The following is a 15,842-nucleotide window of genomic DNA, read 5'->3' as shown; positions in this document are numbered from 1 at the left end:
AAAGTACGCAACCCTCTTGAGATTCCCCCCACGGTAACCCGTAGTTTTCTAGGTGAACAGTGGAATAATGATTGTCATCTTCTGAGAATCTAATGAAATTGTTCCTTTTAAAGCCATCGCACGTTCCTTCATGGTCTGCAACCCGATACCTTTTCCGGAAGTGGAGATGAAGTATCCGTTGTGGGATATGGTAAGTTCCAAATTGGGAAGCTTCCATTGCAATGAGATATGAATCTTGGTTGGAGAGGCATGTTTGATTGCATTGCTGGTCGCTTCTTGGATGATGCGATAGATGTTCAGGCTGTAGTGTTCGGGAAGCACCGACCAGTCGCATTCTTCAGGCTGGGTGGTAAGAATGATTTGGCAATTGGCTGAAGTCATACGTTCCGCATAATTTTGCAGTACTTGTTTGAGCGTGGTTTCTTGGAAGGTGGGAGGAAGCAGCTCATGGGACACCCGTCGGATGTTTTCCCGACTATTGCGTAGTACTTCCTTCCAGGGTTCGTCAAGTGAAGCAGCATTCATCTCTAAAGCATACAGGTCGTTGCACACACCGTCGTGTAGCTCTTTTGCCAGCCGGTTGCGTTCTTCTTCCAGTTCTTTTAGGTACGTACGTGTGGCATTGCGTTCTGTTTCACGTTGTAAGTTCTCAAATTCACTGCGTTGTGTCTCCGCCTCTCTCTTCTGGCGTTCGATGCGTAGCCTCTGTTTTTGTATGAAGTAGAGTGAGATAAAGGCCATGACTGCCAACAGAATGAGTAAGGCGGTGATTTTCAGTTGTAGATTCTGTTTTTCTTTCTGTCGTTTTTCTTGTAGCTGTTGGTATTCCAGCTCTTTCTTCTGGGTCTCATATTTTACAGAGAGCTCCTCCAGCTGACGGCTTTTATCTTGTACGAACAGGGAGTCGCTGAGGGCTTTGGCTAGTCCTAATATGTGATAAGCCTGTCGGTAGTCGGCCAGTTCCTTGTAAACAAGGTGAAGATTGTTGTAGATGTCGTATTCCAGAAACGGATAATTTTCGATACCTGGAAGATGCAGTATTTTTTTGGCGGTCTGTGCGGCCTGCTTCCATTCTTTTTGGGCTTGTTGCACATAAAAGAGTACCTGATAATAATTGACGAGGGCCATTGTCGAGTGGACTTTGGAAGCAAGCCGATTGGTTTGTTGGACGAGTGGCTGAATCTCTTGGGTGGATGCTCCTTCTCGAAACAGGGTCAGCAGGTAGTAGGTGCGTGCACTGAGTTCGGTTTCCGGTTGCTGGAGCTGTTGTGAAAGCTTAATGGCTTTGGACAGATAAGTTTTTGCTGTCTTGTATTCCTTTTGTGTGATAAAAATAGAAGCACATACATTGTATATTTGAGTACGGAAATCAGCGTCCTGACATTGGTCTGCTTGGGTAACTGCTTTATGTGCATATTTCAGAGCTTGTTCGGGATTTTTCATATCTAAGTGAATAGTGGCCAGATTGTTGTAGAGTGTGACAAGAGCCTGTCGGTTTTCTTCCGAATTTTCAGGCAGGCAGACAGCAAGTTGCAGGGCTTTGTCATAGGCTGCTATCGCTTCTGGAATTTTTCCGGAAGAACGCAAATATACTCCTTGTGAGGTGTAGCAGGAAACTATGCTGCAGGTATCCTTGTTGGTCAGAGCCTGCTGAATGGCTTGGCCAATAGCCCATAAGGCAGAATCAGGCTTCCCTGCTTGGTAAAATGCATCAGCTGTTTCTGTGAGTTTTTCTATCTTTGAGGGGGAGGCTGAAAGTAGGAAGCAGGATAAACCAAATAGGAAGGTAAAAATACAGGTTCTCATAGGCTATGACGATTAAGGGGAATATTGCAATGTAACAAAAAAATTTGGATTATTCTAAGTTTTTCTCTATTTTCCGCAGATAGAAACTTGGACTTAAAACTAAATCGTATGACAAAAGAAGAATTGATGCGAAAAGCAATAGAGCTGTCTGTAAAGAATGTGGCAGAAGGAGGAGGTCCTTTCGGGGCTGTGATTGCCCGGAATGGGGAGATTGTGGCCACGGGAGTCAATCGGGTAACTCCGGATTGTGACCCGACAGCTCATGCGGAGGTGAGTGCCATTCGGGCAGCAGCCAAGAAGTTAGGTTCGTTCGATTTGAGCGGATGTGAAATCTATACTTCGTGCGAACCTTGTCCCATGTGCCTGGGAGCCATCTATTGGGCACATCTGGACCGGATGTATTATGGAAATAACAAGCATGATGCGGCAGCCATTGGTTTCGATGATGCCTTTATTTATGAGGAACTGGAGCTGAAACCGGCAGAAAGACGCTTGCCCTCAGAGGTATTGCTGCCCGAAGAAGCTATTAAGGCCTTTCAGGACTGGGCTGCCAAAACGGATAAGGTGGAATATTGAGATGATTCGACAATGAGGCGGTAGCGTCTTGTCGTTTTTTAGGTTTCCCTTGGCGGAAACGTACGTTTTCCTTCGCAGAAACATACGTTTCCGCCGGGGAAAACGTATGTTTTACGGTAGGGAAACTTAGTCGGGACAAGCGTGTCTTTCCAAAAAGCAAGCAGCGTTTTCAGATTCGTTTTACTGACCGTTATTCCGGCTGGAGTACGGTTGTGAATTCCCGTTCAAAGTTAGGGGTAAACACGCCTTTCCCTAAGTTCTGGCGGATTTCTTCGAGGGACCAGAAACGTCCGCCGGCCAGTTCTTCGCTGGGAGAGATAGGACCGTCGTACACGGTCTTGTGAGAAAATACCAGCTCTTTTTCTCGGGCGGATTCGAATACGTAGTGAGCCAGCAGTTGGGGCGTGAAGTCGGTAATGCCGAGTTCTTCGCGGACTTCCCGCTTCAAGGCCATCTCTACACTTTCTCCTAAGTCGATATGTCCTCCCACGGAAGTATCCCATTTGCCGGGCTGGATGTCTTTCCAGTCCGGTCGTTTCTGCAGATAGAGCTCCCCTTTGCTGTTGAATACATGCAGGTGGACCACCGGGTGCAGGAGCTTGCTGCCGTTGTGACATTCTCCTCGGGTGGCTGCCCCTATAAGGTTGCCTTCCTCGTCTACGAGAGGAAACATTTCTTCGCTATTATCTTTCATCGGTTGAAGCTTTTAAAATCAGGGTATCAGTAAGGACGAGTCACCGTAGCTCAGGAAGCGGAAATCGTGAGCCAAGGCATAATCATAAATCGGTCGCCAGTTGCCTTTCACAAAGGCTGAAACCAACAACAGCAGGGTGCTTTGCGGCTGGTGGAAATTGGTCACCATTTTCTTGACAATGTGGTATTCGTAACCCGGAGCGATGATAATCTGGGTACTGGTGTGCAGGGCTTCCAGTCCGTGACGGTCCATGTAGTCGAGGAGGTGTTGCAGGGCCTCCATCGTGCTCAGTGTCGGATGAGTGTCGTAGGGTTGCCATTGCTGTACGTGCAGCTCTTCCTGGCTGGCATCCGGATGCTGTGATACCGTTACGCCGATGTAGTAAAGACTTTCGAGGGTACGGACAGAAGTGGTGCCTACCGCTACCGCCTCGCCTCCGTGTGCCAGCAGTTTCTCGATGGTACTCCGGTTGACTGAGATGTATTCCGTATGCATTTCGTGTCCTTCAATCTCTTCACTCTTTACCGGCTTGAACGTACCGGCTCCCACGTGCAAGGTGACTTCTTCCAGGTCGACTCCTTTTTCTTTCAGGGCGTTCAATACGCGCTCGGTGAAGTGCAGGCCGGCGGTCGGGGCCGCTACGGAACCTTTTATCTTGGAATAAACCGTCTGATAGGTTACCTTGTCACTTTCCTGCGTCTCTCTGTTCAAGTAGGGAGGAATGGGCAGTTCGCCGAAGAATTCCAAGATGTCGGCAAAAGTCACTTCGGGGTTGTCCCAGGTGAAATCAATCCAGTGGCTGGTGCCGTGGCAGGCGCCACGGGTGGCCGTCAGGGTCAGGGTCTTGCCTTTGACTGTCATTTCCTTGTGCAGCGGGCCTTCCTTCCATTTCTTCAGGTTGCCAATCATGCAGAGCCAGGCCGCATGCTGGGTTTGCTGGAAGTTGAGGGCATAATCGTTGGGCTCGATGGGCTCCAGACAGAATATTTCAATCAGGGCACCGGTTTCCTTGCGGAAATGCAGACGGGCCTGAATCACTTTCGTATTGTTGAAAATCATGAGGGTACCGGGTTCCAGGTAATCCGGAAGGGAAGTGAAATGGGTTTCACTGATTTGTCCGTGCTGATATACCAGCAGCTTGGACTGGTCGCGGACCGGCAGCGGAAATTTCGCGATGCGGTCATCCGGTAGCGGATAGTTGTAATCGCTGATTTTTATATGCTTGGTATCTTCCATGTCTTTTTATTTTTTTGCAAAAGTACAATAATTAGCAGAATCCTCCTAACAGAATAATTTTTTCGTGGACTTCGTTTCATGGCTCTTTGAATAATTTCCATATTCCGATGAAAGTCGTTACATTTGTCAGAGTTATAAAATTGGAGAAAGTTATGAAAATAGGAGATAAAGTACGTTTCCTGAGCGAAGTGGGCGGAGGAATTGTCCGTGGCTTTCAGGGAAAAGATGTGGCATTGGTAGAAGGAGAAGATGGGTTTGAAATTCCCATGCTGATTAAGGAATGTGTGGTGATTCAGACAGATGACTATAATATTCCGTTGAAGTCGACCAAGAAGCCTTCGGCTCCGGAGGTGGAAGAGGAAGAAGAAGTGGAAGAAGAAAAACCGATTACGTATCGGGCTCCTGAGATTCGTGGGAACGATGTGCTGAACGTGTTCCTGGCCTACGTGCCGCAGGATGTGAAGGCTATTTCTTCTACAGCCTTTGATGCTTACCTGGTGAACGACAGCAATTATTTCGTGGATTACCTGTACCTTTCGGCAGAAGGCAACAGCTGGACGTTGCGCAGCCGGGGAACGGTGAAACCGAACATGAAGTTGCATCTGGAAGAGTTTGAAAAAAGTGACCTGAACGAAATGGAGCGTGTGGCGGTACAGTTGATGGTGTATAAAGACGACCGTACCTTCCTGTTCAAGCCGGCGGTGAGTCAGGAATTGCGCATCGATACGGTGAAGTTCTACAAGCTACATACGTTCCAGCCTTCCGATTTCTTTGAAGAACCGGCCTTGATTTATGAGGTTGTGAAAGACGATGAGGCCGTGAAGCAGGTCTTCGTATCGGCCGATGACATCAAGAATGCGTTGTTGCAGAAGGACGTGCAGGACGTACCGGCCAAGGTGCAGAAAAAGCAGCATGTGGTGAAAAATGAGATTGTGGAGGTGGACTTGCACATCCATGAATTATTGGACGATACCACCGGTATGGGTAATGCGGAAATGTTGAACTATCAGTTGGATGTGTTCCGCAAGACGCTGGAAGAGTATAAGCAGAAGAAAGGCCAGCGGATTGTGTTTATCCATGGCAAGGGAGACGGCGTGCTGCGCCGGGCCATCCTGGATGAACTGAAGCGGAAGTACAAGACTTACCAATGGCAGGATGCTTCTTTCCGGGAATACGGATTTGGGGCTACGATGGTGACAATACGTTAAGAGATATGGGAACTTTGAAAGAATTGCTGTCGGCCGACCGTTTTGCGGCGGAGGCAGGAGTGGAATTGTTGGAAATCAGTCCGGGATATGCCAAGGCGCGGATGAAAGTGACCGAGAAGCATTTGAATGCCGGAGGGGTTTGCCAGGGAGGTGCGTTGTTCACACTGGCTGACCTGGCTTTCGCCGCGGTGGCAAACAGCCGGGGGCGGCTGACTTTGTCGCTGAATGCGAACATCACGTTCTTACGTGCGGTGAGCCAAGGTTATGTGTATGCGGAGGCTACTGAGACGTACAATCATGCCCGGGTGCCTTTTATTGAGGTACACTTGGTGGATGAACAGCAGCAGCTGATTGCCGTACTGACCAGTTCGGGTTACCGGAAAAGTGAGGAGTTGGAGGTAGACGAGCTGGAATAAAGTGAAAAGAAATTGTCGGGAGTATTCCCGCTCCTGAATGATGAAAAATCCCCCTTGCTTTCAGGAATTTGAAGCACCCCTAAAAAGTGGAATACAAAACTTTTGGGATTACTTCAATTCAGAAGCAAGGGGGATTTTTTACTCGTTTGTCAGATTTGTGCAAAAGCTTGCGTCAAGTCGGCAATCAAATCATCGATATGTTCGGTACCTATTGATAAACGGATGGTAGCTTGTGAGATGCCTTGTGCGGCCAACTCCTCGTCATTGAGCTGGGAGTGAGTGGTGCTGGCCGGGTGGATGACCAGTGATTTCACATCGGCTACATTGGCCAGCAAGGAGAAAATCTTCAGGTGGTCGATGAAGCGGTGCGCTTCGGCGCGTCCTCCTTTGATTTCAAAGGTAAAGATAGAGCCAGCTCCTTTCGGGAAATACTTCTGGTAGAGTGCCGGAGAGGTGTGTGAGGGCAACGATGGATGGTTGACTTTTGTCACTTTGGGGTGATGCTGCAGGAAGTCTACTACCTTCAAGGCATTTTCTACATGACGTTCCACTCTCAGTGAAAGCGTTTCCAGCCCCTGCAGGAGAAGGAAGGCATTGAACGGACTGAGGGCGGCTCCGGTATCGCGGAGCAGGATGGCCCGGATGCGGGTCACGTAGGCAGCAGCTCCGGCTACCTCGGCAAAGCAGAGGCCGTGGTAACATGGGTCGGGATCGGTCAGTTGAGGGAACTTTCCGGAAGCCTTCCAGTCGAATTTTCCGGAGTCCACAATGATACCTCCCAGAGAAGTGCCGTGCCCGCCGATGAATTTGGTAGCCGAGTGAATTACGATGTCGGCTCCGTGCTCAATGGGGCGCAACAGGTAGGGGGTGGCAAAGGTGTTGTCTATCAAGAGGGGAATCTGATGCCGGTGGGCGATTTCCGCAATACGTTCAATGTCCACCAGTGTACTGTTGGGATTTCCTAAACTTTCAATGAATAACGCTTTGGTGTTCGGCTGGATAGCCCGTTCGAAGTTCTCCGGGTCTTCCGGGTCTACGAAGGTGGTATGTACACCCCGGGTGGGGAAGGTATGTGCCAGCAGGTTGTAGGTGCCTCCATAAATGGTGCAGGCGGATACGATATGGTCACCTTGTTGGGTGATATTTTCAAACGCGTAACTGATGGCGGCGGCTCCTGAGGCAACGGCCAAGGCTGCGACTCCGCCTTCCAGTGCGGCCACCCGCTGTTCCAGTACACCTTGTGTGGGATTGGTCAGGCGTCCGTAAATGTTTCCACCCTCTTCCAGACTGAAACGGGCGGCTGCATGAGCCGAATCTTGGAATACATACGAAGTGGTCTGATAAATAGGTACAGCCCGTGCATCGGTAGCCGGATCTGGCGTTTCTTGTCCTACGTGTAGTTGGAGTGTTTCGAAGTGTAGCTTAGTCTTTTCCATTGCTGTGAGTTTTTAGAGGTTTTAAATACAATGCAAAAGTAGTTCTGATGGACATATCCTCCAATATATACGGGAAATATGGAAAATTCATCTATCAAGTGCTGTTGTAAAAGAAAAAACAATTAGTTTTGTATGTATAAAATGAACTTTGATAGAATAAAATTCTTATGACCGAAAGATTGGATAAAGTAGATTTGCAGATTCTCCGCACATTGCAGGAGAATGCCCGGTTGACTACCAAGGAACTGGCGGCACAAGTCAGTCTGTCGTCCACGCCCGTATTCGAGCGTTTGAAAAGACTGGAGCGGGAAGGATACATCAAGAAATACATTGCTGTGCTCGATGCCGACAAGTTAAATCAGGGGTTTGTGGTGTTCTGCAACGTGAAGTTGCGTCGGATGAACAAGGACATCGCCATGGAGTTTACCCGTATCATCCAGCAGATACCGGAGGTGACGGAGTGTTACAACATTTCAGGAAGCTATGATTACCTGTTGAAAATCCATGCCCCAAACATGAAGTACTATCAGGAGTTTATCATTAATGTATTAGGAACGGTCGACAGTCTGGGTTCGTTGGAAAGCATGTTTGTGATGGATGAAGTGAAGCACGACTACGGACTTCATATTTAAGCTTCTGTATGGTTTACTGCTCTTTTATTCTATAATCGGAGTTCTGAATAGAATATTATTCTATTTTGAGGCGTGTTTTATGGGCTAAACAATCCCTTTTTTCTAAATATTCTTTGAATGTTGGTGGATAAATCAATTGCTTGTATCTTTGTCGCAATCAATTAACAAATGCACGATGAAAGTAATAGATTTAATCAAGAATAGTAAGGAACCGATATTTTCCTTTGAGATTTTGCCACCTTTGAAAGGAAACAGCATACAAAAAGTATATCACGTCATCGACAAGTTGCGTGAGTTTGACCCCAAGTACATCAACATCACGGCTCACCACAGTGAGATTGTGTATCTGCCGCAACCCGATGGTAACCTGAAGAAGACCACGGTCCGGAAACGTCCGGGTACAGTGGCCATCGCAGCAGCCATTCAGAACAAGTACGGCATTCAGGCGGTGCCTCATATTATCTGTAAGGGATTTACCAAGGAAGAAACGGAATATGCTTTGCTCGACTTGAACTTTTTAGGCATTACCAATCTGTTGTTGCTGAGAGGCGACTCCAAACCGTTGGACATTGCAGCGAAGGACTTGTATCTATACAACGAACATGCTACCGACTTGCAGCAGCAGGTGAATCGTTTTAATCAGGGTATTTCGCTGGACGGTTCGAAAATTGAAGGCATTGAGACTCCTTTCTCTTATGGCATGGCCTGCTATCCGGAGAAGCATGAAGAAGCGCCCAACATGGAATCAGACTTGTTTTACTTGAAAGAGAAAGTACGCAACGGGGCCGATTACGTGGTGACACAGATGTTCTTTGACAACGAGAAATACTATGCTTTTGTCGACCGTTGCCGGCAGGAAGGCATTGAGGTACCTATCATTCCGGGTATCAAGCCGGTCGTATTCAAGAACCAGTTGAATGTGTTGCCTAAAGTGTTCCGCACCGATATACCGGAAGCCTTTGCTTCAGAACTCCGCAAATGTGAGAATGACGATGAAGTGAAGGCGGTAGGAGTGGAATGGTGCAAGGCCCAGTGCAAAGACTTGCTGGCACATGGGGTCCCCGGCCTGCATTTCTATACCTTTATGGCTTCCGACAGTGTATATAAAGTAGCCAAAGAGATTTATTGATCTCTTTGACCTTTGTTGAGGGCAATCCTTCTTAACCGGATGCGCAGATTGGATAATTCTGCATCAGTATGCGGGGAAGAAGGATTGTGTGGTTTTAATACAAGGCTATGATCTTTTCCGTTCAAGGCATCTGGAAGCACCACATCCTGACGGTAGACCTTTTGCTCTTCGGCTGGGCGCAACAGGTAGGTTGCCTGAGTTTCGAATCGGTTGTAAGAGCGAAGAATGACCACATTCTTTCCTTTTTCAAGAGGAAGAAGTACTTTTTCAGTACGGAACTTCGTACGGTATGGATTCAAGTGTTTGGCAATCAATTTTCCGTTTACGTAGATTTCCATACCGTTTCCAGCTCCTACTTCTGCCAGCACATATTGTGAACGGGGGGCTTCGATTTCTCGCAGAATATAGTAGCTCGCAAACTGAGGACAATCGAGTGTACCTTCTTCTTTTGTTTGTTTCCAGGCTTTACCGGTAAGGGGAGAGTGCTGCAGGTTGGCAGATAAGGAGTCTTTGGCATGGAAAATTCCGTTTCCAGGTCCGCATACATAGGTTTCTCCCCATGTGGGGCTTGAGAGTGAATTTATTTTTTGTTCTTTACCTTTGTTTAAAGTGACGTGATAAGTCTTTCCGTCAAGGGTCAAATCAATTTCACGTCCTGCTTCCTGGGAGGTATAAACCACTTCCAACTGCTTTAAAAGCAGTTGTTCAAAGTTCCAGCTATAACCGATGACACTCCGGTAGTTGGTGTAATAGTCAAAGCAGGAATAGCTGTATTGTGGAGTCGCATTCTGCGCAGTCAGTATTATGCTTCTGACCGTATTCCCGGGCAACGGTTCAATTTTCTTGTCGAAATCAAGTGTCAGTACATGAATCTGTTTGTCCTTATAGGCTGAGGCCGGTATGGTGAGCACCACTTCATCTCCATATTGCAGGTAAGTAGCCATTTTCCCGTCTCCTTTTTGCAAGACATATCCCGGCATCTGGAAGGTAATTTTTCCTTCTTTCGGATAAGTGCCTGAAAGGAACAGATATAAGTGGTTGTCTTTGCGGGTCACTGCTCCCCAGTCAAATTCTTGCTGGAATGGAGATGCTTCTGTTTGATATACAGCGTAACCATAACGAGAAAGCCAGTTGCCCATTTGTTCCAGTACTTTTTTTTCAAAATCAACCACTTCGCCGTTTCCTTTAGGGCCGATGTTGAGCAAATAGTTTCCTCCTCTGGAAACTACGTTAATCAAACTGAGAATTTTCTCCCGTACTTTGTCTTCCACCTTGCCGCGTTCCTGCCAGGAGCGGTAGCCCCAAGTCTCATTGAACATGGAAGCGGCGCTTTGCCAAGGAGCATGCAGTGTTTTTTCCGGATAGTCATTGTCGGCCATTACACAAAAATCGTACTGGTCGTTTCCCAGTCGTCCGCTGACCATGCAGTCGGGTTGGTACTGGTGAACCATTTCGTAAAGTTCTTTACTTTGTGCAGGAGTGTTGGAACCCATGTCGAACCAAAGCTCTGAGATAGTTCCGTAGCGAGTCAGCAGCTCCTTCAACTGTTGCTTGGTATAATTGTGGTGAGCTTCCGTAATGAAATCCGCATTATGTGGTGACATGGGCGAAGCATACGGATAGTGCCAGTCGATGAGTGAAAAGTATAGTCCGAACCGTAACCCTTGTCGGCGGGCTGCTTCTGCCAATTCTTTGACGAAATCCCGTTTGCAAGGGCTGGCATCGTATGAATTGAACGGAGTGGTGGCGGTTTTGAACAGGCAGAATCCATCGTGGTGCTTGCTGGTAAAGATAATGGAGTGCATACCTGCCTTCTTGGCCAGCAAGGCGATAGAGTCTGCATTGAACGCAGTGGGATTAAACTCACTGGCTAATTTTTCGTATTCCTCTTGAGGTATTTGTGCAAAAGCCCGAATCTGTTCACTGTATCCATCTTGAATTTGTTTATGGTTCCAAACTCCTCCCAGTTGTGAATAAAGTCCAAAATGGATGAACATGGAAAACTTATCTCCGTGCCATTGCTGGAAAGCTTGTGGAGAAACTTGGCCTTTCACTCCCAGACCGATTACACACACTAATAAGGTGATAAATAGCTTTTTCATGGGCTTTGCTGAATTCGTTTAAGCAAAGATAAGGAGTTCTTTGTTTTTATAGTGCTTTTTTATGTAATTTTGCAGCCGATTTAAAAACCATTAAAAACAAGTTAAATTCAAATGAAAAAATTATTTCTTTTCGTTCTTCTCCTGTCTGCCTTTGTGGGAGGAGCCGTGGCGCAGAACATTCAGTTACACTACGACTTGGGACGTGCCTTGTACAAATCACTCGACGAACGTCCTTGGGTAACCACTACGGTCGAAATGTTCAAGGCCGACAATTGGGGAAGCACGTATTTCTTTGTCGATATGGATTACACGGATAAGGGAGTGGCTTCAGCCTATTGGGAAATCAGTCGAGAACTGAAATTCTGGAAAGCTCCTTTTTCTGCACACGTAGAATATAATGGTGGTTTAAATTATATCAATAATGCGTTCTTGGGAGGTGCCACTTATTCTTGGAACAACAGTGACTTCTCAAAGACTTTTGGTATTCAGGTGCTCTATAAATACATCCAGAAGAATGCGAAGCCCCACAATTTCCAGTTGACGGGTACGTGGACGCTGAATTTCTGGCAGGAAAAATTTACGTTTAGCGGATTTGCCGACTTTTGGCGAGAGAAACATACCGATGTAAATGGTCAGAATCACAATTTTGTTTTCATCAGTGAGCCGCAGTTTTGGATTAACCTGAACAAATTCAAGCACGTGAACGACAATCTGAACCTGAGTGTGGGTTCGGAATGGGAGTTGAGTACCAATTTTGCTACTCGAGACGGTTTCTATTTCATTCCGACACTGGCCATGAAATGGAGTTTCTGATAAGGAAATAGACTTAAAGCAATTATACAATGAAAATGCTGGAAAAATTATTTGGTTTTAATCCCCGGGAAACCCGTGTACGCACGGAAATCCTGGCAGGTATTACCACCTTTTTGACCATGGCCTATATTCTGGCGGTCAATCCGAATATCCTGTCGGCTACGGGGATGGACAAAGGAGCCTTGTTTACGACGACGGTCGTGGCTTCTGCTTTTGCCACCTTGTTGATGGCCTTGTATGCGAAACTTCCTTTCGGACTGGCTCCGGGGATGGGATTGAACGCGTTTTTTGCCTATACGGTATGTCTGACGCTGGGATATTCCTGGCAGTTTGCTCTGACGGCTGTGCTGCTGGAAGGTATTATCTTTATTCTCTTGACGATTACCAATCTGCGTGAAAAGATTGTGGATGCACTTCCGCTCACGCTTCGAAATGCCATTGGGGCAGGTATCGGTCTGTTTATCGCTTTCATCGGTTTGCAGAATGCCGGTATTATTGTAAACAACGATGCGACTTTGCTTTCACTGGGAGATATCACTTCAGGCTCTGCCTTACTGGGAATTATCGGCCTGCTGGTCACTTCTATCCTGCTGATTAAAAGAGTACGTGGTGCCTTGCTGATTGGTATCCTGCTGACTACCGTGATTGGCATTCCGATGGGGCAGACTCATCTGGATGGCGTATTCAGTACACCTCCTTCCATAGCTCCGATTTTCTGTCAGTTCCAGTGGGAACATATCTTCACCAAGGAAATGGTCATTGTCGTTTTCACTTTCCTGTTTGTGGATATGTTTGATACCATTGGTACTTTGGTGGGTGTAACCACAAAGGCAGGTATGGTGACAAAAGACGGAAAGATTCCTCATTTGAAGCAGGCTTTCTTGGTAGATGCGGTAGGTACGACAGCTGGAGCCGTATTGGGAACTAGTACCATTACAACTTTCGTGGAGAGTGCTTCCGGAGTGGGAGAAGGCGGACGTAGCGGACTGACTTCGTTTGTGACAGCTGTTTGCTTCCTGTTGTCTTTGTTTTTGGCTCCTTTCTTCCTGGCTGTTCCGGGAGCTGCTACGGCTCCGGTACTGATTTTGGTGGGACTGATGATGATGTCTTCCGTCAAGAAGGTAGATTTTCTGGATTATTCCGAGGCCATTCCGGCTTTCATCTGTATCATCTTCATGCCGTTGGCTTATAGTATCTCCGATGGTATTGTGCTTGGAATGATCAGTTATGTCTTGATTAACTTGTTGTGCGGACATACCAAGAAACTGACGCCGGCCATGTACATCTTGTCGGTCATCTTTGTCTTTAAGTTCTTCTTGTAAGCTTAATCTATCCTGATAGATAACGGAAATACCGATGTAACAAGTATCGGTATTTCCGTTTTTTTATGTACAAAATGTAATTGAATGTTGGTCATAAAAGGGATTTTTCTACCTTTGTTAAATGTAAATGTATTATATAATTAAACTTTTAAAATCTAAGGCATGAATGAATCTTTTTTAGAAGCACGACAAGTCACTAAACGCTATGCCAACCATACGGCATTGGAGGAGGTAAGCATTCAGGTTCCTAAGGGGCAAGTCTTTGGTTTGCTGGGGCCCAATGGGGCAGGGAAAACCACGCTGATTCGTATTATTAACCGTATTACGGCACCCGATGCGGGGGAAGTATGGTTTGATGGGCATCTTTCCCAGCCGCAGGATATTTATTCTATCGGTTATCTTCCGGAAGAACGGGGACTTTACAAGAAAATGAAAGTAGGGGAACAGGCTGTGTATCTGGCCCAACTGAAAGGATTGAGCCGTCAGGAAGCAAAAAAACGTCTGACCGACTGGTTCGATCGGTTTGACATTATGCCTTGGTGGAACAAGAAGCTGGAAGAACTTTCCAAAGGGATGCAGCAGAAGGTACAGTTTGTCATCACGGTACTCCACCGTCCTCCTTTGTTGATTTTCGATGAACCTTTTTCCGGTTTCGACCCGGTAAATGCCGAATTGTTGAAACGCGAAATCCTGAAACTGAAAGAAGAAGGGCATACGATTATTTTTTCTACTCATAATATGGCGTCCGTAGAAGAAATCTGTGACCATATTGCTTTGATTAATCATTCCCAGGTGGTGTTGCAGGGAGCTGTGCAAGACATACGTTCTCAGTATAAGAGCAATCAATATGAACTGACGGTACGGTCGGGCAATCCTTTGCCGGAATCGGATGCTTTTGAGGTGGTTGATAGTCAAGTCGTCGATGCGCAAACGGTCAGCTACAAATTGCGTAAGCTGACTTCCATCTCCAATTCGGAAATGTTGTCACTGATTGGCGCCCAAACCGAAATCATTCAGTTCTCAGAATGTATTCCTTCCATGAACGATATTTTTATCCGTACGGTAGAAGGTAAAATCTAATTAAATCTATTTCGCTATGAACAAGACTTGGATTATTATTCAACGTGAATTTATAAATCGAGTGAGCAAGAAATCATTCATTTTGCTCACCATCCTGATGCCGTTTGTGTTTGCGGCACTTATTTTTGTTCCTTTATGGTTGTCTACCGTTAAGGGTGGTGACCAGAAACAGGTAGCGGTCATTGATGCCACCATGAAATACCTGCCTCAGTTCAAGGACGATGAATCCTGGCATTTTGTCGGTGTGCCTCAAATGGAGGCTTCTTTCCGCACAGATTCCAGTGCGTTTGAGGCTGTGGTGGAAATCAAGGCCGACCTGGCGGCTCATCCGGAAGCCGTGACCATTTATTCACGGAAAGAAGTGCCGAACAGCCTTTCTCGACTGGTAGGAGAGACACTTGATGAACAGGTACGCCAGGATAAACTGCTTCACTATGATATTCCACAGTTACCTTCCATCATGCAGGATATGAACCGTAAGCTGAATATCCGTACGGTGAAATGGAGTGACGACGGTACGGAAAGCGAATCGAATGCGGGAGCAGCCATGGCCGCCGGCATGGTATTGACTTTCCTTATTTATATGTTTGTAATGTCATACGGAGGTATGGTGATGCAAAGTGTGATGGAGGAAAAGACCAACCGCATTGTGGAAGTCATTGTGTCTTCTGTACGTCCTTTCCAGCTGATGATTGGAAAGATTGTGGGTATCGGGCTGGTAGGTGTGGCCCAGCTGGCCATTTGGATTCTGTTGATTGTGGTGTTGTTGGGCATTGCGGGTAGCTTGTCCGGCAGTTCCCCGGAGTTGATGGGAGAGGCTTCCGGGTTACTGGCTACACTTCACGGATTGAATTTAGCCAAAATGGGAGGCTTCTTTGTCTTGAACTTCATCGGGGGGTATCTGGTATATGCGTCTATCTTTGCGGCCATCGGGGCGGCCATCAACGGGCAGGAAGATTCCCAGCAGTTTATGACTCCGATTATTCTGTTGCTGATTTTTGCGCTGTATGCGGGTATCTATAGTTCCGATAATCCTGACGGACCGCTGGCTATCTGGTGCTCTATGATTCCGTTTACTTCTCCTATTGTCATGATGGTGCGTTTGCCTTTCGATGTACCGGTATGGGAAACCGTGCTGTCGGTGGTGATTTTGTATGCCGCTGCTTTCGGTATGATTTGGATAGCGGGAAAGATTTACCGGGTAGGTATTCTGATGTACGGCAAGAAACCTTCTTTCAAGGAAATGATTCGTTGGATTACGTATAAATGACTTTTCAGTACTTCCAGGGCAGTACCGTAGTACTTTCAAGGCAGTACTGCAGTACTTTCAGTGAAGTACTTTAGTACTGTTTAGGAAGTACTGATATTGCCTAAAGGGCTGTAAAGAGTTTC

General features: G+C 46.7%; 14 protein-coding genes. 9 read left to right on the top strand and 5 right to left on the bottom strand.

Features of this window, described 5'->3' with window-relative positions; genetic code table 11:
* Positions 1-48: 48 nt before the first annotated feature.
* Positions 49-1,806 (bottom strand): tetratricopeptide repeat protein, encoded by a 1,758-nt coding sequence (locus tag RDP42_RS04450; RefSeq protein ID WP_308762701.1) that lies wholly within the window; start codon positions 1,804-1,806, stop codon positions 49-51.
* A 108-nt stretch (positions 1,807-1,914) separates the two neighbouring features.
* On the opposite strand from RDP42_RS04450, the gene RDP42_RS04445 reads away from it, so the two are divergent.
* On the top strand, positions 1,915-2,382 hold the full coding sequence (locus RDP42_RS04445) for a nucleoside deaminase (RefSeq protein WP_308762700.1): 468 nt from the start codon (positions 1,915-1,917) through the stop codon (positions 2,380-2,382).
* Positions 2,383-2,572: 190 nt separating this feature from the next.
* Here RDP42_RS04445 and RDP42_RS04440 read toward each other — a convergent pair whose 3' ends face one another.
* Entirely contained in the window at positions 2,573-3,076 is a 504-nt protein-coding gene (locus RDP42_RS04440; protein WP_308762699.1) for an NUDIX domain-containing protein, read from the bottom strand.
* Between the two features lie 18 nt (positions 3,077-3,094).
* A complete protein-coding gene (locus RDP42_RS04435; protein WP_308762698.1) occupies positions 3,095-4,312 on the bottom strand; it encodes an S-adenosylmethionine:tRNA ribosyltransferase-isomerase in 1,218 nt (405 codons plus the stop codon).
* 152 nt (positions 4,313-4,464) lie between these two features.
* On the opposite strand from RDP42_RS04435, the gene RDP42_RS04430 reads away from it, so the two are divergent.
* Positions 4,465-5,520, top strand: a complete 1,056-nt coding sequence (locus tag RDP42_RS04430) for a DUF2027 domain-containing protein (RefSeq protein WP_308762697.1) — start codon at positions 4,465-4,467, stop codon at positions 5,518-5,520.
* A 5-nt stretch (positions 5,521-5,525) separates the two neighbouring features.
* Entirely contained in the window at positions 5,526-5,936 is a 411-nt protein-coding gene (locus RDP42_RS04425; protein ID WP_148330183.1) for a PaaI family thioesterase, read from the top strand.
* Positions 5,937-6,085: 149 nt separating this feature from the next.
* On the opposite strand, the gene RDP42_RS04420 is transcribed toward RDP42_RS04425, so the two are convergent.
* Complete coding sequence (locus RDP42_RS04420) at positions 6,086-7,372, bottom strand: O-acetylhomoserine aminocarboxypropyltransferase/cysteine synthase (protein WP_308762696.1); 1,287 nt, start codon at positions 7,370-7,372, stop codon at positions 6,086-6,088.
* Positions 7,373-7,539: 167 nt separating this feature from the next.
* On the opposite strand from RDP42_RS04420, the gene RDP42_RS04415 reads away from it, so the two are divergent.
* On the top strand, positions 7,540-8,004 hold the full coding sequence (locus RDP42_RS04415; RefSeq protein WP_239465278.1) for an Lrp/AsnC family transcriptional regulator: 465 nt from the start codon (positions 7,540-7,542) through the stop codon (positions 8,002-8,004).
* A 175-nt stretch (positions 8,005-8,179) separates the two neighbouring features.
* Positions 8,180-9,133 (top strand): methylenetetrahydrofolate reductase [NAD(P)H], encoded by a 954-nt coding sequence (gene metF / locus RDP42_RS04410; protein WP_303913409.1) that lies wholly within the window; start codon positions 8,180-8,182, stop codon positions 9,131-9,133.
* On the opposite strand, the gene RDP42_RS04405 is transcribed toward metF, so the two are convergent.
* Entirely contained in the window at positions 9,127-11,235 is a 2,109-nt protein-coding gene (locus tag RDP42_RS04405; RefSeq protein WP_308762695.1) for an alpha-L-fucosidase, read from the bottom strand. The two genes, metF and RDP42_RS04405, sit on opposite strands and share 7 nt — an antisense overlap.
* A 111-nt stretch (positions 11,236-11,346) precedes the next feature.
* Between RDP42_RS04405 and RDP42_RS04400 the strand changes: the two genes are divergently transcribed.
* The 4 genes from RDP42_RS04400 (at position 11,347) to RDP42_RS04385 (ending at position 15,720) form a co-directional block, all read left to right on the top strand.
* Positions 11,347-12,048: a DUF5020 family protein gene (locus RDP42_RS04400; RefSeq protein ID WP_308762694.1), complete on the top strand. Its 702-nt coding sequence runs from the start codon at positions 11,347-11,349 to the stop codon at positions 12,046-12,048.
* Positions 12,049-12,083: 35 nt separating this feature from the next.
* On the top strand, positions 12,084-13,370 hold the full coding sequence (locus tag RDP42_RS04395; RefSeq protein ID WP_303913459.1) for an NCS2 family permease: 1,287 nt from the start codon (positions 12,084-12,086) through the stop codon (positions 13,368-13,370).
* A 162-nt stretch (positions 13,371-13,532) separates the two neighbouring features.
* Positions 13,533-14,450, top strand: a complete 918-nt coding sequence (locus tag RDP42_RS04390; RefSeq protein ID WP_308762693.1) for an ABC transporter ATP-binding protein — start codon at positions 13,533-13,535, stop codon at positions 14,448-14,450.
* A 16-nt stretch (positions 14,451-14,466) separates the two neighbouring features.
* Positions 14,467-15,720, top strand: a complete 1,254-nt coding sequence (locus RDP42_RS04385; RefSeq protein WP_204476941.1) for an ABC transporter permease — start codon at positions 14,467-14,469, stop codon at positions 15,718-15,720.
* The last annotated feature ends 122 nt before the right edge of the window (positions 15,721-15,842 follow it).

The organism is uncultured Bacteroides sp., from assembly GCF_902472605.1.
Lineage (GTDB): Bacteria > Bacteroidota > Bacteroidia > Bacteroidales > Bacteroidaceae > Phocaeicola.
This window is presented reverse-complemented; position numbering and strand designations above follow the sequence as displayed.